General features: G+C 68.6%; 19 protein-coding genes. 4 read left to right on the top strand and 15 right to left on the bottom strand.

Annotated features, from left to right (window positions below):
• Window positions 1-321: 321 nt before the first annotated feature.
• The 3 genes from ACFY1P_RS12290 to ACFY1P_RS12280 form a co-directional block, all read right to left on the bottom strand.
• Window positions 322-633 carry a chorismate mutase gene (locus ACFY1P_RS12290; RefSeq protein ID WP_361526786.1) on the bottom strand — a complete coding sequence of 104 codons (312 nt, stop codon included), beginning with the start codon at window positions 631-633 and terminating at the stop codon, window positions 322-324.
• A gap of 11 nt (window positions 634-644) precedes the next feature.
• Window positions 645-1,535, bottom strand: a complete 891-nt coding sequence (locus ACFY1P_RS12285; RefSeq protein ID WP_361526783.1) for an AraC family transcriptional regulator — start codon at window positions 1,533-1,535, stop codon at window positions 645-647.
• Window positions 1,536-1,688: 153 nt separating this feature from the next.
• Complete coding sequence (locus tag ACFY1P_RS12280) at window positions 1,689-4,769, bottom strand: endo-alpha-N-acetylgalactosaminidase family protein (protein WP_390750572.1); 3,081 nt, start codon at window positions 4,767-4,769, stop codon at window positions 1,689-1,691.
• 120 nt (window positions 4,770-4,889) lie between these two features.
• On the opposite strand from ACFY1P_RS12280, the gene ACFY1P_RS12275 reads away from it, so the two are divergent.
• Both ACFY1P_RS12275 and ACFY1P_RS12270 read left to right on the top strand, forming a co-directional pair.
• Window positions 4,890-5,279 carry a VOC family protein gene (locus ACFY1P_RS12275; RefSeq protein WP_390750571.1) on the top strand — a complete coding sequence of 130 codons (390 nt, stop codon included), beginning with the start codon at window positions 4,890-4,892 and terminating at the stop codon, window positions 5,277-5,279.
• 68 nt (window positions 5,280-5,347) lie between these two features.
• Window positions 5,348-5,749, top strand: coding sequence for a hypothetical protein (locus ACFY1P_RS12270; protein WP_390750570.1), 402 nt, complete (start codon window positions 5,348-5,350; stop codon window positions 5,747-5,749).
• On the opposite strand, the gene ACFY1P_RS12265 is transcribed toward ACFY1P_RS12270, so the two are convergent.
• A complete protein-coding gene (locus ACFY1P_RS12265; protein ID WP_390750569.1) occupies window positions 5,746-6,333 on the bottom strand; it encodes a hypothetical protein in 588 nt (195 codons plus the stop codon). The two genes, ACFY1P_RS12270 and ACFY1P_RS12265, sit on opposite strands and share 4 nt — an antisense overlap.
• 606 nt (window positions 6,334-6,939) lie before the next feature.
• On the opposite strand from ACFY1P_RS12265, the gene ACFY1P_RS12260 reads away from it, so the two are divergent.
• Window positions 6,940-7,677: an XRE family transcriptional regulator gene (locus tag ACFY1P_RS12260; RefSeq protein WP_390750579.1), complete on the top strand. Its 738-nt coding sequence runs from the start codon at window positions 6,940-6,942 to the stop codon at window positions 7,675-7,677.
• Window positions 7,678-7,778: 101 nt separating this feature from the next.
• On the opposite strand, the gene ACFY1P_RS12255 is transcribed toward ACFY1P_RS12260, so the two are convergent.
• From ACFY1P_RS12255 to ACFY1P_RS12215, 9 genes are all read right to left on the bottom strand, one after another.
• A complete protein-coding gene (locus ACFY1P_RS12255) occupies window positions 7,779-8,051 on the bottom strand; it encodes a hypothetical protein (RefSeq protein ID WP_390750568.1) in 273 nt (90 codons plus the stop codon).
• Between the two features lie 907 nt (window positions 8,052-8,958).
• Window positions 8,959-10,554 (bottom strand): HK97 family phage prohead protease, encoded by a 1,596-nt coding sequence (locus tag ACFY1P_RS12250; RefSeq protein ID WP_390750567.1) that lies wholly within the window; start codon window positions 10,552-10,554, stop codon window positions 8,959-8,961.
• Window positions 10,555-10,612: 58 nt separating this feature from the next.
• On the bottom strand, window positions 10,613-11,878 hold the full coding sequence (locus tag ACFY1P_RS12245) for a DUF3631 domain-containing protein (RefSeq protein WP_390750566.1): 1,266 nt from the start codon (window positions 11,876-11,878) through the stop codon (window positions 10,613-10,615).
• A complete protein-coding gene (locus ACFY1P_RS12240) occupies window positions 11,875-12,270 on the bottom strand; it encodes a hypothetical protein (RefSeq protein WP_390750565.1) in 396 nt (131 codons plus the stop codon). The genes ACFY1P_RS12245 and ACFY1P_RS12240 overlap by 4 nt, the downstream gene beginning before the upstream one ends.
• A gap of 416 nt (window positions 12,271-12,686) precedes the next feature.
• Entirely contained in the window at window positions 12,687-14,378 is a 1,692-nt protein-coding gene (locus tag ACFY1P_RS12235) for a recombinase family protein (RefSeq protein WP_390750564.1), read from the bottom strand.
• A gap of 269 nt (window positions 14,379-14,647) precedes the next feature.
• Window positions 14,648-15,793, bottom strand: coding sequence for a histidine kinase (locus ACFY1P_RS12230; RefSeq protein ID WP_361526797.1), 1,146 nt, complete (start codon window positions 15,791-15,793; stop codon window positions 14,648-14,650).
• Window positions 15,794-15,798: 5 nt separating this feature from the next.
• Window positions 15,799-16,476 carry a response regulator transcription factor gene (locus tag ACFY1P_RS12225; RefSeq protein WP_361526774.1) on the bottom strand — a complete coding sequence of 226 codons (678 nt, stop codon included), beginning with the start codon at window positions 16,474-16,476 and terminating at the stop codon, window positions 15,799-15,801.
• Between the two features lie 104 nt (window positions 16,477-16,580).
• Complete coding sequence (locus ACFY1P_RS12220) at window positions 16,581-17,297, bottom strand: hypothetical protein (protein WP_361526771.1); 717 nt, start codon at window positions 17,295-17,297, stop codon at window positions 16,581-16,583.
• Between the two features lie 449 nt (window positions 17,298-17,746).
• Complete coding sequence (locus ACFY1P_RS12215) at window positions 17,747-18,553, bottom strand: serine protease (RefSeq protein WP_361526768.1); 807 nt, start codon at window positions 18,551-18,553, stop codon at window positions 17,747-17,749.
• 266 nt (window positions 18,554-18,819) lie between these two features.
• Here ACFY1P_RS12215 and ACFY1P_RS12210 point away from each other — a divergent pair, with 266 nt between their 5' ends.
• Window positions 18,820-19,692 (top strand): hypothetical protein, encoded by an 873-nt coding sequence (locus ACFY1P_RS12210; protein ID WP_361526765.1) that lies wholly within the window; start codon window positions 18,820-18,822, stop codon window positions 19,690-19,692.
• A gap of 60 nt (window positions 19,693-19,752) precedes the next feature.
• Here ACFY1P_RS12210 and ACFY1P_RS12205 read toward each other — a convergent pair whose 3' ends face one another.
• Complete coding sequence (locus ACFY1P_RS12205; RefSeq protein ID WP_390750578.1) at window positions 19,753-20,808, bottom strand: glycoside hydrolase family 113; 1,056 nt, start codon at window positions 20,806-20,808, stop codon at window positions 19,753-19,755.
• Between the two features lie 5 nt (window positions 20,809-20,813).
• Window positions 20,814-22,694: a DUF2334 domain-containing protein gene (locus ACFY1P_RS12200; protein ID WP_390750563.1), complete on the bottom strand. Its 1,881-nt coding sequence runs from the start codon at window positions 22,692-22,694 to the stop codon at window positions 20,814-20,816.
• Window positions 22,695-22,996 lie beyond the last annotated feature (302 nt).

The raw sequence follows: 22,996 nt of genomic DNA, 5'->3' as shown, positions 1-22,996 counted from the left end.
CTACCTCCCCCAGACTCCGTCCGGGGGTGCCCCCAGAGGTGCCCCCAACGGGCTGAAAAGAATGGCGCACCCCACAACCCGATGTTGCCCTCCGGCGGGAGGGGGTGGGGTCGGAGGGTGGGGTTCTGGAACGCGGTGCGACTTCACGGCACCCAATACGAGGCACGGCGCCCGCACCGCGTTCCAGGTCCCCAGCCCGGAGGCCCCACCCCCGGCACCCACCACCACCCAAGCCCGGCCGGCGATTGAGGCCGCCCGCCGCAGGCGCACACAACCCGCACCCACACGCCGAAGCCGCCGCCAACGGCAGCCGCCGCCGGATCAGGAGCGGGCGATCGTCTCGTGGTGGCGGATGACCTCCGCGATGATGAAGTTCAGGAACTTCTCCGCGAACGCGGGATCCAGCTTCGCGTTCTCCGCCAGTTCGCGCAGGCGTGCGATCTGGCGGGCCTCGCGGGCCGGGTCGGCGGGGGGCAGTTTGTGGGCGGCCTTGAGGTGGCCGACCTGTTGGGTGCATTTGAACCGCTCGGCGAGCATGTGGATCACCGCGGCGTCGATGTTGTCGATGCTGTCGCGCAGTCGGCTCAGCTCGGCGCTGGCGGACTCGGCGGACTCGGGGGCACTGTCGGTCATGGTCACCGAGCCTATGTGGAAGTGCGGGGTCCGATGACCGGTGGGTGCTCCGGATCGGGGACGCGGTCGCTCCAGCCGCCGGGCACGGTGCGGCCCTGGCGGCGGCGGAAGCGGACGGGTGCGGTGCCGACGCGGCGGGCGAAGAGGCGGCTGAAGTAGGCGGGGTCGTCGTAGCCGACGCGGCGGGCGACGGCCGCTATGGGCAGTTCGGTGGCGGCGAGGAGTTCCTTGGCGCGGCCGAGGCGGATGTGCAGGAGGTAGTCCTTGGGGCTGCATCCGGCGCCGCGGCGGACGGCGGTGCGCAGTTCGGTGGGGGTCATGCCGTGGCGTGCGGCGTGCTGGGCGACGGAGAGCGGGAGGAAGGCGTCGCGGGCGAGGGCGGCGAGGACGGGGTCGGTGCCGGGCGCGGTGTCGGCGCGGGCGCCGTGGAGGGCGATGAGGAGTTCGTGGACGGCGGCGGAGGTCTCGACTTCGAGGTGGGGGTTGCCGCGGCGGGCGGCGCGGACGATGCGGCTGATGGCGGCGCGGGCGGCGGTGGTGTCGGTGAGGGGGACGAGGGGGCGGTGGGGTTCGATGTAGCCGAGTTCGGTGTAGGCGGTGACGGCGGGGCCGGTGAAGTCGACGAAGCTCTCGTCCCAGCCGGTGCCGGGGGCGGCGCCGTAGTGGTGGGGGGTGCCGGGGGTGAGCCAGATGAGGGCGGGGGCGGTGACGGTGCGGGTGTGGCCGTCGGGGGTGCGGAGCCAGCCGGTGCCGGCGCTGATGACGACGGCGACGTGGTGGTCGAGGGTGCGGGGGCCGACGGTGGGGAGTTCGCCGTGCTGGAGGCCGACGCCGAGGCAGGTGAGTCCGAGCCGGTGGTGCACCGGGCCGGGGGTGAAGTACCTCATCCATGTGTGATACATGCGGCTGGGCCTCCCGGGTCGGGGTTCTCCGGGGCCGATCTTCGTGGATGCGGGGCTTTCCTGCCAGGGGGCGGGGGGATTGCGGTGGGGCCGCCCCGGTTCCCGCTGGTCACCGGCCGGTGGCGGCGACCAGCGGGGCGGGCCCGTGGGGGGTTACGTTCCGAGGTCGTGGACGGTGAAGGTGTCCAGGATGAATTCCGCGGTGCCGTCGTCGCCGGTCTTGCGCAGGCCGACCCACGCCTCGCCGCCGGTGGGGGCGGTGAATTCGTAGGTGTGGGTGGCCGGTTGGGTGGCGGTGGGCAGGGGTGTGCGGTGGATCTCGCGTGGTGCGGGTTCGTCGACGGCGGTGATCCAGGCGTACTGTCCGGCGGTCTCGTTCTCGTAGCGGAAGGTGACGCGGTAGCGGTGGCCGGGGGTGAAGCGGGCGGTGTGGGGGACGGTGCGGTAGACGACCCCTTCGTTCTCGCCCCGGGATTTGAGGGACTGGGTGCCGTCGACGACGTCGTCGACGGCTTTGCCGTTCCAGCCGCGTCGGGTGTAGGGGGCGTGCCGCTGGGCGATGTGGGTGCGGGGGTCGGTGGCGCCGCCCGCGTCGCCTTTGACGAAGGGTCCCCAGCCCTGGGGGACGTGTTCGAAGTCCTCGTGGACGAGGGTGCCTTCGGGGGTGGCCGGGGGGTGGGCGGTGCGGACGACGCGTACGGCGTCGAACCGTACGCGGGCCTGTCCGGCGGCGGCGGTGAGGGTCAGGGTGACGGGTCCGCCCGCCGGAGGCACGGTGAAGGGGGTGAACATGCGCTGGAAGCGGGTGCCGTGTTTGCGGTCGGCGGCGACGTGGTTGACGGCTGTGGAGGTGTCGGTCCAGTTGGCGGCGGTGATGCCGTCGGCCGTGCGGATCTCCAGCCGGGCCCGGCGCCGCTCCCCCGCGGTGTCGCCGATCTCGACCTGGACGGAGGCGGTCCAGGTGCCTGGTGCGAGGCGGCTGAGGCGTTGGGCGACGGCGGCCGCTCCCCCGGCGCCGATGACCAGCTCGTGGTCGCCGACGCTGCTGAGGGCGACGGTGGCCGGCCCGGTGACGTGCCAGGCGTCGAGGGTGCCGGAGTGGAAGCCGGGGTCGCGCAGGGGTGTGCCCTCGCCCCAGGAGGGGTTGTCGGGGAGGGCGGCGGCGCGGTGGGTGCGGGTGAGGACGTAGGGCTGTCCGGCGGTGGCGTCGATGGTGATCGTGCCGTCGCGTACGGGCAGTTCGCGGGTGTCGGCGCGGCCTTGGTCGGTGAGGCGGTGGAGTACGACGGTGTGCTGCCGTGACCAGCCGCGTGGGAGGGTCCAGGTGGTGGTGCCGCCCTGGGGGTTGTAGTGGTAGAGCTTGGCGGGGTCGGTGGCGGTGCGGGGTTCCCAGGGCAGGAGGTAGGTGCCGGCTTCGTAGACGGTGCGGCCGTCGGTGGTGATGCGGCGGGTGCCGTCCTCGTCACAGACGGTGGTGCGGGTGGGTCCGGCGAAGGTGACGCGGTGGTCTTCCCAGGTGTGGATCGGGTATGCCTGGAGGTATTTGGCGGGGAGGTTCTCGGTCCACAGCTGCCGGTGGAAGGGGGCCCAGTCGGTCTTGCCCTGCCAGCCTTCGAAGGTGCCGAGTTTCGCGGTGCCCAGGAGGGGCCATTTGTCGGCGAAGACGTCCTTCTGGTGGTGGCGGATGAAGCGGATCAGCCGGGAGTTGACGCCGCGTGAGGTGTCGGGGCCGTAGTCGGTCTCGGCCGCCCAGTGCGACCAGAGGCTGGAGCGTTCCAGGCCGTGGCCCCATTCGGTGGTGATGTGCCAGCCCTGGGCGCGCAGGGTGCGCTGGAGGCGGTCGGAGGTCCAGCCGGATTCGCGGTAGACGTCGATGTAGAGGGTGTCGAGGGCGGGGTGGGTCTCGTCGCGCAGGCGCCGGAAGCGGCGGGCGATGTCGCCGGAGAGGAGGTCGCGGCGGGCGTCGATGCGGTAGGACTGGTCGAGCCAGTCCCACTGCCGGTCGTGTCTGTCGACGAGCTGCTCGGAGAAGGCGTGGGCGACGGGGTAGGCCTCGGTGGTGTTGACGTGTACGGCGAAGTCGCTGTTCCACTTCTTGCCGGTGCGCAGGAGGGTGTTGAGGCCGGCGAGTCCGCCGGCGCGTTCGTTGTAGTTGCCGCCGTAGTCGGGGTGGGCGGAGTCGTGGCCTTCGGACTGGTAGCCCTTGAGGAGGGTGAACTGCCGTAGTCCGTCGGTGGCCAGGGCGATGCGTTTGATGTGGTCGAGGGTGGCCAGGAAGGGGTTGGTGGCCTGGCTGGCGAAGTTGAAGGGGATGTGGGGGACGACGCGCAGGTGCTGTTCGTCGGCGCCGGGCGGGTCGGTCATGATGTCGCGGAAGGCGATGGCGGCGTCCTGCCAGTCCGTCTTCCCGTCGCCGTTGCGGTCGCGGGTGAGGACGACGGTGGCGCGGGGCAGCGGCTCGGTGTCGGAGGCGGCGGCTCCGGCGGCGCGGTGGGTCCACTGGCCGCAGGTGAGCTGGGTCTTGGTGTAGCCGTCGCGGCGGAGGGTCTGCCACCACAGGCGCCCGTTCTCCCAGGCGCTGTGCGCGTCGGGCCGGTCGTAGCTGGTGTTCGTCTCGACGGCGGCGGCGAGCGGGCCCGCGCTGACGACGGCGTAGGCGCAGCCGGTGGGCCGGGGGTCGGCGGGTGTGGTGGGGGTGGGGCGTACGAGGGTGTCGCCGCTGGTGTTCTTGTCGAGCTGGAGGCGGGCGGCGAGCAGGGTGGGGGCGTCCTGGGTGCTGCGGACGCTGAGCAGGGCCAGTGCGGGGATCTCCAGGGTGCCGATGCGCAGGGCGGGGGTGTCAGTGATGCGGGTGACGCGCCAGTGGACGAGCCAGGCGTCGGTGTGGATCTCGACGTCGACGCGGGTGTTGCCGGGGAGGGTGAGGGTGTAGTGGGCGCGGTCGTGGTGGGTGGTGGTGGTGACGTGGGGGGTGTGGGTGATGCCGTCGACGAGGAGGGTGGTGAGGGGGTCCTCCTGGGCGTGCAGGGTGGCTCCGGTGGTGCGGTCGGTGTAGGAGATGACACGGGGGAAGGCGGTGTCGACGCGGACGTCGAGCGCGGTGGAGCGCAGGACGGCCTCCCGTGGTGCGGCGCTCGCGGTGGCGGCGGGGAGGGCGGTGGTCACGCCGGCGAGGGCGGTGGTGAGGACGACGGCCCGCCGGGTGGGGCCTGTGTCCGCGGGTTCGGGGTCCATGCTGCGCGCTCCCTCCGTGCGGTCCGTACGGCGCCACCTTGAGGGGTGGACGGGCGGGCGACCATGGACAAAGGGTGAGCGGATGTTGGACTAACGGCTGGGGGCGGGCATCATCCGATGATGATCGCGAAACTTCTGAGCACGGTGATCGACTGTCCGGACCCGGTGGCCCTGGGCACGTTCTACGCGGGGATCCTCGGCGGGCGGCTGGATGCGGCGGATCCGGAGTGGGTGGAGCTGTACGCGCCGGACGGGCGGCGGTTCTCGTTCCAGAAGGTGGCGGACCACCGGCCGCCGCGGTGGCCGGATCCGGAGCGTCCGCAGCAGTTCCACCTGGACTTCGAGGTGGACACGGTCGAGGACGTGGAGGTGGCGCAGCGTGCGGTGGAGGCGCTCGGTGCGGTGTTCCTGCACGACAGCGGTGGCCGGACGAGGGGGTTCCGGGTGTTCAGGGACCCGAACGCTCTCGACTTACCGTTCTACGGTACCGGGCTGTCGACGGCAGCATGAAGCCCCGCCCATGCGCCTCGGGGGAGAAACGCACAGACGGGGCGACCAGGGGCCTAGGCTTCGGTGCCATGGCTGAGGCTTACGTCACCAGCGATGAGCACCCGGCATGCGGGATCTGCCCGTCACGCCGCTTCCCTCTCGGAGCCTTCGACGTGTTCGAACGGCCCTCGCGCGACTGCCCGTTCAACCCCGCCGACGGGCACCGGTACACCACCGACGGCGTGCCCGTGTGCGTGCATCCGGAGAAGGTGGGCATCCCTGCGGGGAGATACAAGACCGATGGCTTGCCCGTGGCCACGAAGCTTGCGTTGCCTGACGACGTAGCCGAGCTGGACTCGTACCTGCGCGACGTCATGCACAGCGCAGCGCCGGGAGTGCTCGAATTGCTGATCGAGCAAGCCGCCACCGAGATTCCCCGTACCTTCCCCGGAGTGGACGTCATCACGACGCTGCGCCGCGCTCTCAGCTAGCTCGCCGTGGCGAAGCCGGGGGCGAACCTGCGTCCGCCTTCGAAGACACCCAGCGGCTCATACTTCTTGATGGCGGCAGCGCGCCGCTTCTCGGTTTCGGCCTTGCCGATCCAGAACCGCTCGTTCACCGGCCCCCACGCGGCCCGGTAGACCTGGTGCGTGTAGTCGCCGTGGTCCCAGCCGCCAATTTCCTCGCGGTCCGTGGCGTGAACGAACTTGATCCCAGTCCGCTCCTGAACACGGCTCAGCACGGTGAACTGAGCGGCAAGGGCGTGGATCATCTCGTCCACGGGGACGGAGACGGGAACCTCTGCCGCGTACTCGTCACCATCCGTCATCTCGTAGACGGCCGACTTGATCGCCATTGCCCGGAGGGCTTCCGGGAACAGCGGAACGGTGTCCTTCTCGACGTCGAAGCCGTCGACGAGCGCGTAGCCCGTGAAGCACTGCCAGTCCTTGTCGTACTTGGCGCACCCGGTGCGCAGACGCTCGAACTCCGGGTCGGCCTCAATTGCCGAGAGGATCTCTCGTGCACGCTCGGACACCCTCTCGGGAGCCGGACGAACAAGGGTGGTGTTCACCACTGCACTCTCCTTTTCGGTTGCGTGTATTTGCCGCCTCAGCCATCAAGGCGGGGGCTCACCGGTGGTACGGGTTGCTGATGATCGCAAGCGGGATCACCAGGGCGACGGAGACGACGACCGTCGTGGCCCAGATCGCACCGGCCCATCGGAGGACTGCGCGTCGGATCACGGCTACCTCATCCACGCGTGGAACGGGCGCTTGACGATCTGCGTGTAGGAGTGGTGCGACGGGTTGGCCCTGACGTGCTCCAAGATCCAGAGCGAACCAACCTCCTGGTCGGTGCTCCGGGGGGAACCCTCGCCACACACCTCGCACTCCTGGGCGTAGGTGTGGGGCTTCGCGTCCGGCTCGTGGTCGGGCCGAACGATCCAATCAGCGCGTCTGATCACGGCACGTGTGCTCATGCAGGCCAATCCCTTCGGGCGTTGCCCCCGTCAGTGCCACAGATGTACCGCCGGGCGCAGAGGCAGCGCGGCGACCGTCAAGGCGTCATACCGGCGTCATTCGTCGGTCAAAACCGGTGACCAACTGTCGCCCAGCGCCCTACTGTCGAAGGCGTGGCCGAACCCAACACGATCCTTCGTGCCGTCAGAATCAGCCTGCGCATGTCGCAAGATGATCTAGCTCTCGCCATACGTCAGGCGGGGAAGGAATCAGGTGAACCGAACGACTGCGCCAAACGCAACGTTCAGCGATGGGAGTCAGGGAAGGTCCTCAACCCCCGCCCCGTCTACGCCAGGGCCCTGGAGCGCGTGACAGGTCTACCGATCGAGGCTTTAGGGTTCGCCCCACCGGGGCCGAACGCACGAGCGACAGAGTCAGCCGTGCTGAACGGTCGTGAACCAGAACAGCGAGAGGCGGCGAAGGCGCGAGCCGCAACAGCCCCAGGAGGTATCGCCCCCATGACCAAGCACAACGATCACGGAACACTGTCCGGCATCTGGCTGTCCCGATACGAGTACCACTCGTCGGGGCGGGAATCCGACTTCACCGGAGAGCACTATGTAGTGGTGCTCCAGCACGGCAACAAGCTGACGGCGCGCTCACTACCGGAAGGCTCTTCGAACCCGAATTCTCCGCTGACGCTCGACCTGACCGTTGAAGGAAACGTGGTCACGGGAACATGGCGCGAGGAAACAGCAAGGGATGGCTACTACGCCGGGGCCGTCTACCACGGGGCTATTCAGCTCCTTGTCGAACCTACGGGCCGGAAGATGAGCGGCAAGTGGGTCGGCTTCGGCAAGGATTTCGACGTGAACACTGGTCCATGGGAACTGACCTTCAAGGACGCATCAACCTCTAAGCCCACAATGGCCGAGTACAACCGGTCGCCCAGGGAATGAGGTAGCGCCTGCCATCCTCAATCGGGGATCGGCCTGGATTCGCGCCCAACGCAAAAGGCCCCCGACGGCCGCCCAGCACGGGCAGTCGTCGGGGGCAGTGGTCAGAAGTGCTCCGGGCACTCACAGATGACACCCAGGGCGGCCGGGTCGGGGTCGCACCCGGCCTCAGCGCGGTACAGCTCCGAGAAGAGCGGCCATAGCGGGTGCGTGCCGATATTCTCGGGGTCTTCGTCGGCCAACACGCAAGCCAGTTCCCGGAGTTCATCACTCACGGACGGCAGGCTGTCAGCCCAGCGGCGCTGACGCTGGTACAGCGATTCGCCGTTCTCGTCCGGCTGGTGACGCATGATCGCAGCGAAGTTCGGGTCATACACGGCGGGACTCCTCTACGGCAGCGCGGGCGGCCGCCCTCATAGCGGCAAGCGGGTCAACGTCTCCGACGTCGGTGGCCCGCTCGTGGGCCGACAGGGCGGCATCGAGCTGGGCCAGGAAGCGAAGACCCGGATGCGCGACCGGCGCCCCGGCGCTGCCAGGCACAAGAACCCCGTCCCTGGCGATCTGGGCAACCAGGGCGCCCCAAACGGCCCGAAGGTCCTCGTAACGCTCCCCGTCGCCCTCGGAGACCATCTCGGGCTTCGTCGCGGCCGTTCTGTCGGCAGCCTTCCGGGCGCGCGCTGCCGCCTTCCGGTGCGCATCGCTGCAATAGCGCGTCCGCTGGTCACCATCGGCGGGTAGTTCCACGTCGCATGGCGCGTGAGCACATCGTCTCTTCAATTTTCTCCTGTGGTTTGGCGGACACTTTGGATTTCTCGCGTCCGGGACGGACATGAAAGGCGAGCTGGGGCCGGGATCGGGGAAGGGGACCCCTGCCAACTTTGGGAGCGGTTACCCCTTCCCTTCGAGCCGGCCGTCAGAGCTCGATCACTTGGATGGGCGAATCGTTCGGTGTCGCCTGCTCATGGAGACGTGCGCCCGTGGGAACAGCGAGCCAGTCAGTCCGGCCCGACTCAATCCAGCAGCCCCGGCACATCACACTCAGGTTCTCCCGCGTCCGCTTCCCACCGCGCTGAATGGGTGATCGCCACCCAACACCGACCGCCTTGGACGGCCCGAACGCATCGCATGGTTCGCAGCGGAGTACATCCGTTCTCAGTCGGGCGAGACGAACACACGCCGCGATGATCTCGGGCTCTCGTTCAGGAGAACGGCCAAGCCAACGGATGTGCCCGACGAGAAGGTCACACCATCTTGTCAGGGTACCCCCCTCTTTAGATTCCCCCCTCACTTCTCCACCCCCGCCTGCCGTGCCTCAAGTTCGGCGACGTGCTTAGCGGCTTCATCGGCAAGCGCAGTCGGATGGTTGAGATCAAGCTCAGGCTTGTCTGCGAAGGCCATAAGGTCCGGGATGTTGTCCGGCAGGGTGGAACTGATGATCTGCACCGAACCCGATTCCTGCACCCACACACCAGCCACACGAGCAATCGCACGGAACAGCGCACGATCCTCGGAAAATGCTTGTGGCGCAACCCGCGAGACAGTGATGGAGATATCAGTGTGCAGGCCGACGAAAATCCGGGAAGCATCAGCGACAATCGCCGTATTGGCAGGGAGATACTGAGAGACAACAGGGGTCAGACCGTAAATTCCCTTCGGCCACTCGGCGGCCGGAATCTCGACGCGAAGAGCCTTTGCCGCCATCGGGTCAACCCAAAGGGTGGTGGCCTCAGCGCCGGTCGCCTCCATTCGCTCAAGCGCTGCGTTGATCTCCGCCACGGACGGGGCCACATGCTTCGTGTTTCCCTGAGCGAGTAGACCGATTACGCGGCGGTTGTCGTTCGGGTCGGCCGGTCCAGCACCGTGGAATAGGCCCCTATCGATGGCACGAGCCAGGGCAGCGGCAAGAGACTGGTTGATGCCTGCCACGAGGTCCGGGCGTGCGTCCTGGAGAACTTCCGAGGAAGCGCGCTCAAGTGCACCAAACTTGGTTGCGCGAGCGGTGCGGGAAGTGAGGTCGCTCTCAGGCTCGGGAATCGCTGTATTTGCATCCACGTACCCGCCGTCTCCAGTCTTGACGGCAGGAAGCATCATCGCGGGCTCATGCATGGGCAACTTGTTGGATGCCGGAATGTTGGCCAGGAACCGCGATTTCGGACCAATCATGTTGACCCACAGGCCAGCCGGTTCGGTGGCCGTCCACTGTGAATTGTTCGGTATCTCGCGTCGGTTCACCGGCAGGAAGCCGTCAGCGGTGCGGATAGGGGCGGCAGTCATGCGGGATTCCCTTTCAATCGGGTACAGGGCGTCAAGTGCGCGAGTACTCGCCGTCGTGGTCGGGTAGGCGGGGTTCGTGACGGGGCCGAGTTCGTAAACGGTCATCGACGTGACGACACGAACAGGCAGGCCAGTTTCCGGGTCATCGCTACTTGCTCGTTCCTGGCCTCCCGGATTAACACGGAAAGCGAATGAGCTGCCGATTACGTCGCCGCGCTTGATCAATTCCGCCACGTCACGGCCGGGTTGGGTATTCGGGATATCGATCTCGTATCGCACACCTACGGCGTCAGCCATCAGGCGGAGCGTTCCCGAACTACGACGACCAAGCACGTTGTCAACGTTGTGATTGAACGTGGCCAGCACGTCATTGCGTGCCGTCGCCGGATTCCACGCGGACGGGGAAACTCGCTCTCGGAAGCCGCCTAGGTCGTGGCTCAGCTCGTTGAAGCGGATCGCGTAACCGCTGATCGTGTTGACCCCTCCGGCACTACGGAGTGATACGGGCAGCGGAGCAGTCCGCCGCTGGATTTCTGAAGTGGGCACAGCCCGTTTTCCCTTCGCCGGGTCTGGTGTGGAGCGGGGCAGGGCAGCAAAGAGGGACACGGGGCAGACGGTTGCTCTGCACTTTCGTTCTGTGTCCCTGCGTCCCTGCCTGTCCCGCCTATTGACGGAAGAGCGACCCGGTTTCCTCTTCCGTCCCTTCGCCGTCGTGCTCTTCGTCGTGCTCGGTCACGAGCGGCGGCAAAGCGCGTTCCCATGCGTCGGCAAGGTCCGACCATCGGTAGCCGTAAGCGCGGCCGTGTGCCGTCCGCACGCGAACCTGTTTGAGCCCGTGCTCACGCAAAAGGGCGGCAACGTCTTCGGCGCGCAGTTCGTCGGGTCCGCTGAATCTCTGGAAGGTCAGCGGGTCCAAGTCGATTGCGGCAGAGGCAAGGTCGTCCTTGCTGATAGCGACTGGCCAGACATGAGCCGGGCGGGCCGCGTAATGCAGCCTGAGCGCTGTAAGGAGCCGTGCGGAGGCTGAGCCGTCTACCCGCTCCGCAGCGTCCTCCTTGGCTGCCTCAATCGCTGCCAGGCAGCGTTCAGGCCAGACCCCGCCCGCGAGGACGGCGGTCAGAAACAGGCAGGACCAAATCTCATGGTCACGCCCGTCCGTGACGCTGGTAATCCGGTCATCTAGCAATACCGCAAGCATGTCCGCCGGGTCGGTGATCCGAACTGCCGCCTGAGCCGCCCAATCGGCAAGCGCCGTATGGACGTTCTTCAGTTCGCCACCGTGCGCCACAGGCAGAAATGAGTCGGGGCGTTCCTCGCTACGGGCGCGCTTCGTGTGAACCACGAAAGTCCGCGTCAGTAGCGCGTCCGGGAGTCGGGCTGTTGCCAGTCCGGCGAATGCGACCGGGCCGAAGCACGGGTAACGAATCACCTCCTGTTGCTTGTCTTTATGCGCTCGCACGACCACCGCCCCGCGCTTGTAGCCAGAGTTCAAGATGATGGTCAAGTCATCCTGATTTCCAGCGGAGTTCGCTGAGTAGGTACGGTCAAGCTCATCCGGGAATAGCGTCACCGGGTATGCACCCGGCTCGTTTGCCGACGCTGCCGCGCTGATGATGCGGAGCATGGAAGCCGCAGACAGTGAGCCCACATCCTGACCGTTAGCGGCAAGATGGCTAAGGATTTCCAGAGCGCGTGTCTTCCCACTGCCAGGTGATCCGGAGAAGAAACCAAGTCGCGGCGCAACGGGGAGATCAGGGCAGCGCGTGAGCAGGTGCGTGTACGCCGTCCACAGCGTCACCACATCGAAATGCCGAGGCTCGGGGAACCACACGAAGCGCCGAAGCGCTGCCTCCGCCCGTGTGAGGGCTTCGGCGCCGCCGGCGGTCACCTTGGCCTGAGCCTTGAGGATCTCCGTAAGGGAGTCGGTCACGCGCCGACCACCCGCTTGAGTGCCTTACCGAAGCGGTATGCGACGCCTCCACTGTGTGTTCCGGATGTGCTGATGCGGCTTGCCGCGTAAACGAGTTCAGTGGGCGCCTGACGGCCGTTCTCCGCGTACTCGACCACAAGGGCCAGGACGACGCCGCGAAGGTCCATGAGCCCCGCTGTGGCGTGCTTGCCGCCCAGCCCGAAGCGAGGGGGCTTCCCCGGCTTCATCTCGACGGCTACAGATAGCCCCGTGTCGGCAACGGCGTCCAGCAGTGCTGACACGGACCGCTCAGCACATCCGGGAATATGCACGGCGTGCGGGTCGGCAAGGTCCTCGTAGCGGCTGCCGTAGTCACCTGAACGTCCTTGTCTAGCAAGGTAGTTCACCAGCACGTCGTGACCGTGTGGGAAGAAGTCCGTTGACCACTTCTCGCCGTCCTGACGCGGAGAATTCAGCCGCTCAGTAGCACGCCGAAGCGCCTGGGCATGGGTTATCGCCATTGGGTTTGCACCCTCTCGTTGGTAGGTGTTGGCCGGTCTATGGGCGGGACAGAAAGGGACAGGGGGACACCTGCTCACCACCTACTAACTTGAGTAGGTGGTCCGCCCTGCCCTCTCCATGGGTCTAGGGAGCGGGTTGCCTTCCCTCAGTGAGGAGAGAGCGAGTGACACGCCCGCCACACCCCTAGAGCGGGTCGATTGCTTGCCGTTCCTGATGGGCGCGAGAGGGCTTCCAGGCCCTGACTCGTGGGCACGGAGAAGCCCCGCCGACCAGTAAGGTCAACGGGGCCTGTTCGGAGCCTCAGCGGCTATGCAGCCGTCTGGAAGTCGGCCGCCTCCTTAAGCCGGAGACCTGCGCCACGCGCTGTGGGCATGTCCGGCCGAGTCTCGTAGGCAAGTTCCTCGCGGAGCGCGAAGAGCGCGTCCGCAGCCTCCCGGAAGAACCCGTTACCCAAAGCGAAGCTCACACGGGACTCATCCAGTGAGCGCCAGCCACCCCGGGTGCCCTTCTTGATCAGCAGACGCGCCCCCGCTTCAAGGAGGAGATGCCGCCTTTCCTGGTCGCCTGCCTCTTCCCACAACTCCCGGATAGTGCGTTCGGTCGGCACCATTTCCCGCTTCTCCGGACGGGCCGGAGTGCTCTCCAGCACAGCAAGCCGGTTGTCCAACGCCTCTGCCCGCTCCTGCCATGCGCGCTTTGCTGCCATCGACTTCTGCCGCCCCTTCTCTTCCTGATGCGCACTGAACTCCGCCAGCGTGGCAGCGATTTCAGGGCCGGGGTCATATCCAGGCGTGACAACCGTCTTTTGCGTCTGGAGATCCCCAACCAGAGACAAGAACTCGCGCTCTACGTACTCTTCAACCCAGTCGGCCCGGATGGTCACGGACGCGGGGCACACAATTCCCGTCAGGTGCGCCGTGCACTTGTAGCTTTCCCGCTGCACACCCTTGCGCTTGTTCGACATGTGATACATGCGGCTACCGCACCCTGCGCAATGGATCACACGCAGCAACTTGGACTTCTGATCAACGCGATCATGCGGCCCAAGCTTTCGATCCTCAAAGAGCTTCGTAATCGCATCAAACTCTTCGCGCGACAGGATAGGATGTTCAGTCGCCATAATCGGCGTACCCTCGCTGTCGCGCACGGGCTTGTTGTCATGCAGCTTCCATCCCAGCAGCGCGAGGGAAGTGCATACCTTACGTATCACCTGAGGAACCCAGCAGAAGACGTCCCGTATCGTCGTCTCCCCCTTGGCCCCACCGGTCTTACCGCCGGTCTTACGCCCCGCCTTCAGAGACCAGTGGTCGCGCGGAGTGGGCACCTTATCCGCCCTGAGATCCTGACAAATCTTGGTAATGGTCACACCCGACAGAAGGTCTCTGATGATGCGCTCGATTACCTTCACAGCGTCAGGGTCCGGAACCAGGGTCTTTCCCACACCATGTTCCTTGGGCATGGGAGCGATCATGTACCCATAGGGTGGCCGCCCACCCTTCCAGCGGTAGGGCATCTTTCGCATGGCCGCCTGAGCGCCCAAAACACGATCGCGAATGCTCGCCGATTCCACCTGAGCCGCAAAGGCAAGCATCATCATCATGAGCTCAGCGGTCGGGTCCATGGCGTTCCGGAAGTCGAAGACCAGCCGACCCCCGCCAATTCCCTCTGCAAAGACCAGCATCTTGCCGTGGCTCTTGGCCCACTTGGCCAAGTCGTGCATGTCGCTCATGGAGCGGATGGCACGGTCGAAACGCCACCACACGATGGCGTCGAACTCGTCCGGTCGCGCGAGCCACGCGCCCAGCTCCGGCCGGTCGAACGGCCCCACCTTGGACGCGCTCACGTCCAGGTCGACGGCTTCACGCCCGTCGAAGTCGATGCCCAGTGCGGCAGCGGCAAGGTCGTCTGCTTCGCGCTGCCGCTCCGGGGAAGTCGTCTCGTCGGTCAGCACTGAGAGGCGCACTGCGCGTACGCCCCTGAGCCGGGCAAGGGTGTCCATGCCCGTGGTCTGGTGAGTTGGTTGCCCGGCGGAGCCGGGGTGCGTGTCAGTGTCCACGGAAGCGTTCGAGAGTGTGGAACGCCTGCCCGCGTCGGGCTGAGAGGGAAGAGCCATGCCCTCGCTAGAGCGCAAGGGTTTCCTGTCCGCCCTGACCTGCTTCGATGCCGCCATGACCGGGGTCCTCCAGAACGGTGGTTCTGGAGCGTTCGGAGATCCGGCGGGGCATCCGTTCTGTCTGTGTTACGGCCAGCCGGCCGTGACGGTCTGACTCAGCGCGGGGGCCGGGGTGCGGGGAAAAGGGCGGTGACCTCCCAGCCGCCTTCGGGCGCGGGGCCGGCGCGCAGGAGGCCGCCCATGGCTTTGGCCCGCTCGCTGAGGCCGACGAGGCCGAACCCCCCTCCCCTGGCCTGTTCGTTGAGCGTGGCGGCGTGCTTGCCGTCGTCGGCGATGCGCAGTTCGACGCCGGCGGGGACGCCGCGTACCCCGATGCGTACGGCGGTGGCGTCGGCGGCGTGTTTGCGGATGTTGGTGAGGGCCTCGCGGACGACGCGGTGGACGGCGGCGGCGACGTCGCCGGGGATCCAGTCCTCCAGGCCCTGTTCGATGTAGAGGACGACGGGCGGGCCGGTGCGGGCGAAGGATTCGGTGAGGGCGCGCACCTCGGGCAGGCCGGCGACGGGTTCGGTCTGGGCGTCGCCTTCGCGCAGGACGCCGACGAGGCGCCGCATGGCGTGGAGCGATTCGCTCGCCGAGGTCTCGATGCGTTCGAACGCGGCCGCGGCGGCGGGTCCGTCGAGGTGGGTGAAGCGGGCGGCCTGGGCCTGGACGACGATGCCGGTGACGTGGTGGGCGACGAGGTCGTGCAGTTCGCGGGCGAGTTCGAGGCGTTCGGCGGTGCGTACGGCCGCCATGTCCCGTACGCGCTGGCCCGACTGGCTGCGCAGGAGCAGGGAGTAGGCGGCGACGACCACGGTGAGGGTGCCGAAGACGGCGGTGAAGCGGCCGGGGTCGAGGTCGCGCATGGGGGCGGCGACGCAGGCGGCGCCGAGCAGCGGGCCGAGGGTGGCGGCGAGGCGGACGGGGGCCTGCTGGACGACGGCGGTCAGCAGGACGAGCAGGGCGATGTCCTCGCCCATGCCCCAGACGGCGGAGGGGTGGGCGGTGCCCATGAGGACGGCGGAGGTGGTCAGGGAGACGGTGACCGCGACGGAGGCGCGCACGGACAGCGGGATCCAGCTGTAGGGGACGGCGCACAGGCAGACGGCGACGCCGGAGGCGAGGACCATGGCGTGCGGCTGGCTGGGCTGGCGGGCGAGGGCGAACCCCTCGAAGCCGACCAGGCACAGCAGGACGGCGCCGAGGGCGGCCTTGGCCATGGCGGCCCGGCGGGGGTGCCGGGTGGCCCACCCGGCCAGTCTGTTCACGGTCCGCCCGCGGCCAGCCCGCTCTCCCAGGCCCAGGCGGCGATCTCGACGCGGTTGCGGGCGTCGAGCTTGAGCTGCACGTTCGCCAGGTGGGTCTTGACCGTGGACAGGGAGACGAAGAGTTCGGAAGCGATCTCCGCGTTGGTCGCGCCGCGGGCCAGGCAGCGGACGACGTCGGCCTCGCGGTCGGTGAGCGGTTCGGAGGGGGTGCGGGCGGGCGGTGCCGTGCCGGCCGGGGCCATGTCGCGCAGCAGGCGGACGGTGATGGCGGGCGAGATGAGGGAGTCGCCGACGGCGGCGGCGTGCACGGCTTCGACGAGCATGGCGGGGCTGGCGTCCTTCAGGAGGAAGCCGGAGGCGCCGTTGCGGAGGGCGGTGTGCACGTACTCGTCGAGGTCGAAGGTGGTGACGATGACGATGCGGGGGCGCTGGCCGTGTTCGGGGTGGGCGGCGGAGAGCGCGGACAGGCGGCGGGTGACCTCCAGGCCGTCGAGCTTGGGCATGCGGATGTCGAGGAGGAGGACGTCGGGGCGGTGTTCCTCGACGGCCGCCAGGGCGGCCTCGCCGTCCACGACGTCGGCGACGACGTCGATGTCGGGCTGGCTCTCCAGGATCATCCGGAAGCCGGTGCGGACCATCTCCTGGTCGTCCGCGATGACCACGGTGATCGCCATGCTGTGTCCCTCGCCTGTCCCTCGCCCTGTTTCCCGCCGCCGCGTCGCGGTCGGCGGAGTCTTTCCATGTCAGCGGTGGCGGCGGGGTGCCGCAACCGCTGTGCTCACGCGTCCGTCCCGGTGCGGCCGGAGCGGCGCAGGGCGATCCGCACGCCGTAGGCGCCGCCGCCGGCGGCGAGCAGGGCGGCTCCGGCGATGGCGGGGGTGCCGATGTCGTGCCGGCCCTTGATGGCCTCGCCGGCCTCGACGACGCGCTTGACGGGGTTGCTGGACGCGGCGCGGACCTTGCCGTGGTGTTCGGCGGCGGCCGTCGGGGTGGCGGGGCGGGTGTGCGGGTTGCCGTGCTGGGTGCGGCCGTCGTGGGCGGGCCTGGTGGCGTGGCCCTGCGCGGCCTTGGTGCCGCGCTGCTGGTGGTCGCGCTGCTGGTCCTTCGGCTGGTCCTTGACCAGGGTGCCGGAGGTGAAGTCGTAGTAGCTGGGCTCCTCGGTGCCGTCGACGGCGGCGCGCAGGGTGGGGCGGGCGGTGTCGCCGCCGATGATCCGCAGGTGCAGCCGGTCGATGTCGGCGGCGGGGCTGGTGGTGTCGATGGTGCGCTGCTGCTTGCCGTGGGTGGTGACCGTGGCCTTGGTGCCGCCGTCGCCGGAGGTGAGGCGGGCGTGGCTGCCGTCCGGGAGCTGGATCTGGCGGACGGTGGTGGGGCGGCCGGGGTGTCCGTCCTTGTCCGCGGCGCCCGCTGCGAAGGCGTCGGCCGTCGGCCAGACCACCGCGGCGACGGCGGCGGTGAGGACGGTGGCGGCGGCGATGCGGTGCTTGGCGGACACGGAGGTCCCTTTCGTACGGACGGGTCGGCGCGCGGCCGGCGGTCGGCCACTGCTCTCACGTTACGGACCTTTATGGGCTCCACACGTCGACTGTCCGACCATTCCTGCATCGGCCGAAAGGATGACGGTGGCCCGTTCACGTCATACCGGGGTCGTGTGAACGGGCCGCGGAAAGCCGTACCGGGCAGCGTGCCGGACTGCGCCGTCCGGGGAGGCGCAACCCACCGGACGGCGCAGCGGAGAGATCCGTTCGGCGGATCGCGGGCTTGGCGAAGGCGCGGTCCGGCCGCGCCCGAAGGGGCGCGGGGAACTGCGCGACCGGCCACGACGCGCCCGCGGACGAACCGGTTCCCGTACGGCTCCCGGACGAAGCCCGTCCGGCGCTTGAGGTCACAGACACAGGAACAGGCGCCGGTTTCCGGGCCACCCCGCCGTGGGATCCCGCGGCGTCAGCCGCCGAGGCTCGCCGCCGCGGCCTTGATGTTCGCGGCGAAGGTGCTCACCTCGCTGTAGACGCCGGGGTAGCCGGGGCGGGCGCAGCCCTGGCCCCAGCTGACGATGCCGACCTGGATCCAGGCGCCGGTGTCGTCCGCGCGGAACATCGGGCCGCCGGAGTCGCCCTGGCAGGTGTCGACGCCGCCCTGCTGGAGGTAGCCGGCGCAGATCTCGTCGCCGGGGGTGAGGGCGCCGCCGTACGCCTTCTGGCAGGTGGCGTCGTCGACGAAGGGGACGGTGGCCTTGAGGAGGTAGCGCTCCTGGGGGCCGCCCTCGGTGGCCGCGCCCCAGCCGACGATGGTGAAGGTGCCGTTGTTGTACGCGGTGGTGTCGGCGATCTTCAGGGTCGGCCGGTCGATGGGCCGGTCGAGCTTGATGAGGGCCCAGTCCTTGCCGGTGCCGTTGTAGCCGGGGGCTTGCAGGACCTGGGTGGAGTTGACGGTGATGGCCTGGGAGGACTGGAGGTCGACGACGCCCGCGGTCGCGGTGATCGAGGTGTTGGGGCCGCTGCCGTCGACGCAGTGGGCGGCGGTGAGCACGATCTGGTGGGTGTAGAGGGCGCCGCCGCAGCCCATGGACAGGCGGACCATCCAGGGGAATTCGCCTTGCTGGGCGGGGGTGCCGCCGACGACGTGGGGGCCGGGCGGGCGGGGGGTGGGGTCCTGGGCGTGGGCGGGGGTGAAGGGCTGGAGGGTGAACGCGGCGGCGGTGACCGCGAGGACGGCCGCGGTTCTCTTCAGTGTCGTGAGGAAGGTGCGCAACGGACTTCCCTTCGTGGAGGGTTGCACCGACGAACAAACAACTGTCAGGCTCATGTCAATCCGATATTCGAACATGAGTCCTTGCGGTGCGGTGTGATTATGAGGAGCGGGCGAACAGGCGACAAGCCTTCCGTTTCGGCCAGGCGTACGGCACCCGGACCCCGCCCCGCACGGCGCCCGCGCCTCGCGGCGGGCGCGAACGGCCCCCCACCTGGCAGACCCCCACGTACAGTGGAAGCCGCAGGACCGACCTAGGGGGTGGTCGCGTGGGCTCGGGGCTCGAGATCGCGCACGGGTTTCCGCACCTGGACACCGTGCACTCCGCGATCACCGCGCTGTACAAGCGGCTCTCCTACGACACCGTGCACTCCTTCGCCGCGAGTGTGCTCCCGGTGGACGTCGCCTTCTCCGACGACGAGAACCCCTATCTGGGCGTCCAGCGGGTCGCCGGGGCGATGGTCCGCCACCTCCGGCTGCCCGACGCGCGGATGATCGTCAGCTTCCGCGAGATGCGGCACGCCGGGAGCGTCGAACTCGCCGCCGGCCCCGAATACTTCATCGAGCTCAACTCCCGCTTCAAGACCCACCGCAAGGACATCGGCGCGGCCCTCGCGCACGAGGTCATGCACGTCTATCTGCACCGGCTCGACCTCGCCTTCCCCGGCACCCGGGACAACGAGATCCTCACGGACACCGCGGCGGCGTACCTCGGTTCGGGCTGGCTGCTGCTGGACGCGTACCGCGAGTCGTCCGTCTCCACGCAGAAGCTCGGCTATCTCACGCCCGAGGAGTTCGGCTACGTCCTCGCCAAGCGGGCGCTGGCCTTCGGGGAGGATCCCGCGCCGTGGTTCACCAGCCCGCAGGCGTACGACGCGTATGTGAAGGGCATGGCGCGGGCCCGGCGCGACGGACAGCGGCCCCCGCTGGCCGCGGCGGGCCGCCTCGGCCGCCACCGCTACGCGCGCGACCGGCGCTCCGCGCACAGCTCCCCCGCCGGGGGCTACGCCTTCGAAGGGCACGACCCGCTGCGGGTCAGCTTCCCCTGCCCCACGTGCCACCAGCGGCTGCGGGTGCCGGTGCAGGGCCGGCTGCGGGCCCGGTGCGGGCTGTGCGGCTCGGTGCTGGACTGCGACACATGACGCCTGGCGGCGAGCGGCGGATTTCCGGGCGCCCGGGCTCCGGGCCGGCCGCCGTGCGGTTCAGTGCTGCCCCCACCACTGCCGCAGCACCCGCTCCGCCGGTTTGCCGTGCGGGGTGTACGCGAGGCGTTTCGCCGTCTCCCCGCTGCCCGGCCAGTCGTCCCACATCCACCAGCACACGCCCGCCCACCACGGCTTGCCCTCGAACGCCGCGAGCAACGCCTCGTACGCCGCCGCCTGTTCGTCGTCGCCGGAGGCCTTGGAGACCGTCCAGGAGTACGGCTGTGCGGTCGTGCCGCGCTGGCTGACGTAGCCCGCCTCGGTGAAGAGGATCTGCCGGTGCCACCGGGCGGAGAACGCCGCCAGCTCGTCGCCGATCGGCTTCCACGCCTCCCGCAGCCCGGCCGCGTCCGTGGTGGCCTTCCGCGCCAGCGGCCAGTACGCGTCGACGCCGATGACGTCCAGGTCGCCCCAGAAGGCCACCTTCTGGTACTCGTCGTAGTTGGCGGCGTAGGTCAGCGGTCCGCCGTAGGCCTTGCGGACCGCCGCGACGACGCGGCTCCAGCGCGTACCGTCCCCCGAGGTGCCCGCCAACTCCGTGCCCACCGACAGCTGTTCGGACTTGGTGTCCGCCGCGAGCTTCGCGTAGTGGGTGATGAAGTCGCCGTACGCGCGGAACCAGGCGTCCTGGTCCTTCGGCCGGATCTCGGCGCGGTCGGTGCCGTTCACGAGGTCGACGTGCGGCTTGACCATGACCTTGAGGCCGCTCGCGTGGGCGAGGCCGATGATGTGGCGGAGGCTGCCGTCGCTCGCGGTCTCCTCGGTGGTGTGCATGCCGGGGTCGGTGATGCCGTCCTGGTACCAGGTGGGGGTGAAGGTCACCCAGCGGGCCCCGGTGGCGGCGATCTGCCGGAGGAACTGCCCTGCCTCGGGGCGTTCGTAGTCGTCGGTGTTCCACGAGGGGAGCGTGATGCCCCGCATGCCGCTCACCTTCCTGTCGCCGGGTGGGGCGCTGGACGCGCCGCTGGGCCCCCCGCCGTCCGGGGAGCCGCCGGAGGAGCAGCCCGCGAGGAAGAGGGCGGCCGTCACCACCAGTGCGGCGGCCGCCCTCTTCATCGCGTTCACTGGCCGAGTTCCGTGGGGCCGACGAAGGTGTAGCCGAGGGCGCGGATGCCGTCGACGGTCTGCTTCAGCGGGTCCACCGCGTAGTAGGGGTGGTAGAAGAAGCTCGCCACGCCGTCGCGCACGGCCAGGTTGGCCTTGGCGGAGGCGATGAGGTCGGCGGGGAGCCTGGCCGGGTGGTTGTTGTACGGCAGGGGCTCGTAGTTGCCGATGTTCTCGGGGAGCACGGTCGTACCGTAGACGTCCTTCACCCAGTAGGGGAAGAACTGGCCGATGTAGCGGCTGGAATCCACCGTTCCGCCACTGAGCGTTCCCGCGAAGTACAGCGAACGCTCAAGCCGGGCCGTGTAGTTCTGCCCGAACACCCGGTAGTCCGCGGCCGAGGCGGCGTAGTGCGGGGTGGTCCACAGCGTCGGCTTGGGCAGCCCGGCGGCGGCGAAGCCGGCGAGGGCCGCGGTGACGCGGCTCTGTGCCCAGAGGGTGGAGTCCTCGGGCGGCGGTCCGTCGTAGACGACGTTGTTGGAGGTGTCGACGTGCGCCTTGAAGAACTCGAAGTCGTCGCCGGTGACGCCGGTGTAGGGGTTGTTGACGTTGCTGTACTGGTGCGTGTCCCCGTGGTTCATCAGCACGGCGCCGTGCTGGAGCATGTATTTGAGCGCCGAGACGACCTGGGGGCTCTGCGCGAGGGTGACCGTCTCCGGTTTCCCGTTGTTGTAGACGCCCTTGGGGTCGGTGTAGGTCGGGATGACGTTGATCCCGTAGGTGATGCTCTGCGAGGAGAGGTAGTCGGCCATGGCCCGCAGCTGTGTCGGGTCCGACTTGGGGCTGATGTCCTCCAGGCGCACGAACGCCCGGTGCCGCTCGGCGGTCGCCGGGGCGAGCGAGTCGAAGAGGAGGTCCTCCATGACGACGACGCGGTCGCTCTCGGAGACGTAGGCGAAGGGGATCTCACCGACGTACGTGAGGTTGCCCGAGCGGATCGCCCAGGGGCTGGTGGTGCCGGAGTTGGCGTCGGTGGCCTGGGCGAGCTGGTTCACCTGCGGATAGCCGGGACCGGACAGGAGGGCGGGGTGCAGGACGCCGCCGTCCTGTCCGGCCGGGATGGAGCGGGTGAGCGTCTGCCCCTTGTAGGCGACCTGGTTGATGTCCCCGACGGTGCCGTTGGGCGCGAAGTAGGAGTTGGTCGGGTCCCAGCCGTAGTGCTGCTCGAACTGCGTGACGCCGACGGAGTTCGCCATGTTCCAGATGTTGTCGCCGATCCAGGTGACGGGGTGACTGGTGGTCAGCGCGTCCTGGTAGAAGGCGGCGGGCACGGCGTCCGGGACGGAGCCCCCGTAGTACGTCGAGCCGATGTAGAAGGTGGCGGTGTACTGCCCGACGAGGCCCGCGGTGTAGGAGGAGACGGGCTTGGCGCTCACGGTGCCGAAGTGGCCGGCGAGGTTGGACAGGGCCATGGCGTAGAGCTCGCCCAGCTGGCCGTACGGGCCGGTGTTGTCGTAGAGGACGAGCGCGGAGGCGGCGGCCGGAGCGGCGGCGGCCTGCTTGAAGACCGCGGGCTGCGCCTGCGTGACCGTGGCCGGGGCGGCCAGTGCGGAAGCCGCCTTCACCGGGGCGGAGGGCGCGGACTTCGTGGCGGCCGCCGGGACTGCCGGGCGGACGACGAGGGTGTGGGCCTTGCGCTGCTTCTCGAGTGCCAGCCGGGACCGGGTCCAGGCGGCCAGGTCCTTGGCGCTCTGCGCGGAGAGCGAGATCGGGTGGCTGCCGCCCCGGCCGGGCGTCCCGGGTATCGGGCTCTTCGTGGCCTCGGCGGTGGACGAAAGCCCGAGGCCGCCCAGCAGTGCGGCGACCACCATGATGACCGAGGAGGTCCGGAATTTCACGGACCTCCTTCTCCTTTTTTGCATTGTGTTTCCCCCTGGGTGCTGCTTTCTTTGCCGTCGCCCCATGCAAATCACCAGGCCCGGCAGTTGGCCAATCCTTCTGGCCCGTAAGAGCCGGTGTCAATAGACAGATTCGATCCCCGAGGGCCAATTACGTTCACAGGAATTAGTCCGGACTATTCGTCACACCCGTCACACAAGGCTCTGACCAGCCCTAACAAACGACCGTTCCACCGAATTTGAGATTCCGATCAAACAACTCTCCCCAAGTTCGACTGTCGTACCGGTCGAGTCTGATACCT

The organism is Streptomyces sp. NPDC001407 (assembly GCF_042895325.1).
GTDB lineage: Bacteria > Actinomycetota > Actinomycetes > Streptomycetales > Streptomycetaceae > Streptomyces.
Note: the sequence above shows the minus strand (reverse complement) of the source record. Positions and strands in the feature narration are given on the sequence as shown.

What these genes read in the sequence shown, in the direction of transcription:
- ACFY1P_RS12260 (WP_390750579.1), top strand. Translation starts at nt 6,940, where the DNA reads ATGTCGCAAGATGATCTAGCTCTCGCCATACGTCAGGCGGGGAAGGAA.
- ACFY1P_RS12225 (WP_361526774.1), bottom strand. Translation starts at nt 16,476, where the DNA reads ATGGCGATCACCGTGGTCATCGCGGACGACCAGGAGATGGTCCGCACC.
- ACFY1P_RS12235 (WP_390750564.1), bottom strand. Translation starts at nt 14,378, where the DNA reads ATGGACACCCTTGCCCGGCTCAGGGGCGTACGCGCAGTGCGCCTCTCA.
- ACFY1P_RS12285 (WP_361526783.1), bottom strand. Translation starts at nt 1,535, where the DNA reads ATGTATCACACATGGATGAGGTACTTCACCCCCGGCCCGGTGCACCAC.
- ACFY1P_RS12205 (WP_390750578.1), bottom strand. Translation starts at nt 20,808, where the DNA reads ATGAAGAGGGCGGCCGCCGCACTGGTGGTGACGGCCGCCCTCTTCCTC.
- ACFY1P_RS12290 (WP_361526786.1), bottom strand. Translation starts at nt 633, where the DNA reads ATGACCGACAGTGCCCCCGAGTCCGCCGAGTCCGCCAGCGCCGAGCTG.
- ACFY1P_RS12270 (WP_390750570.1), top strand. Translation starts at nt 5,348, where the DNA reads ATGGCTGAGGCTTACGTCACCAGCGATGAGCACCCGGCATGCGGGATC.
- ACFY1P_RS12280 (WP_390750572.1), bottom strand. Translation starts at nt 4,769, where the DNA reads ATGGACCCCGAACCCGCGGACACAGGCCCCACCCGGCGGGCCGTCGTC.
- ACFY1P_RS12275 (WP_390750571.1), top strand. Translation starts at nt 4,890, where the DNA reads ATGATCGCGAAACTTCTGAGCACGGTGATCGACTGTCCGGACCCGGTG.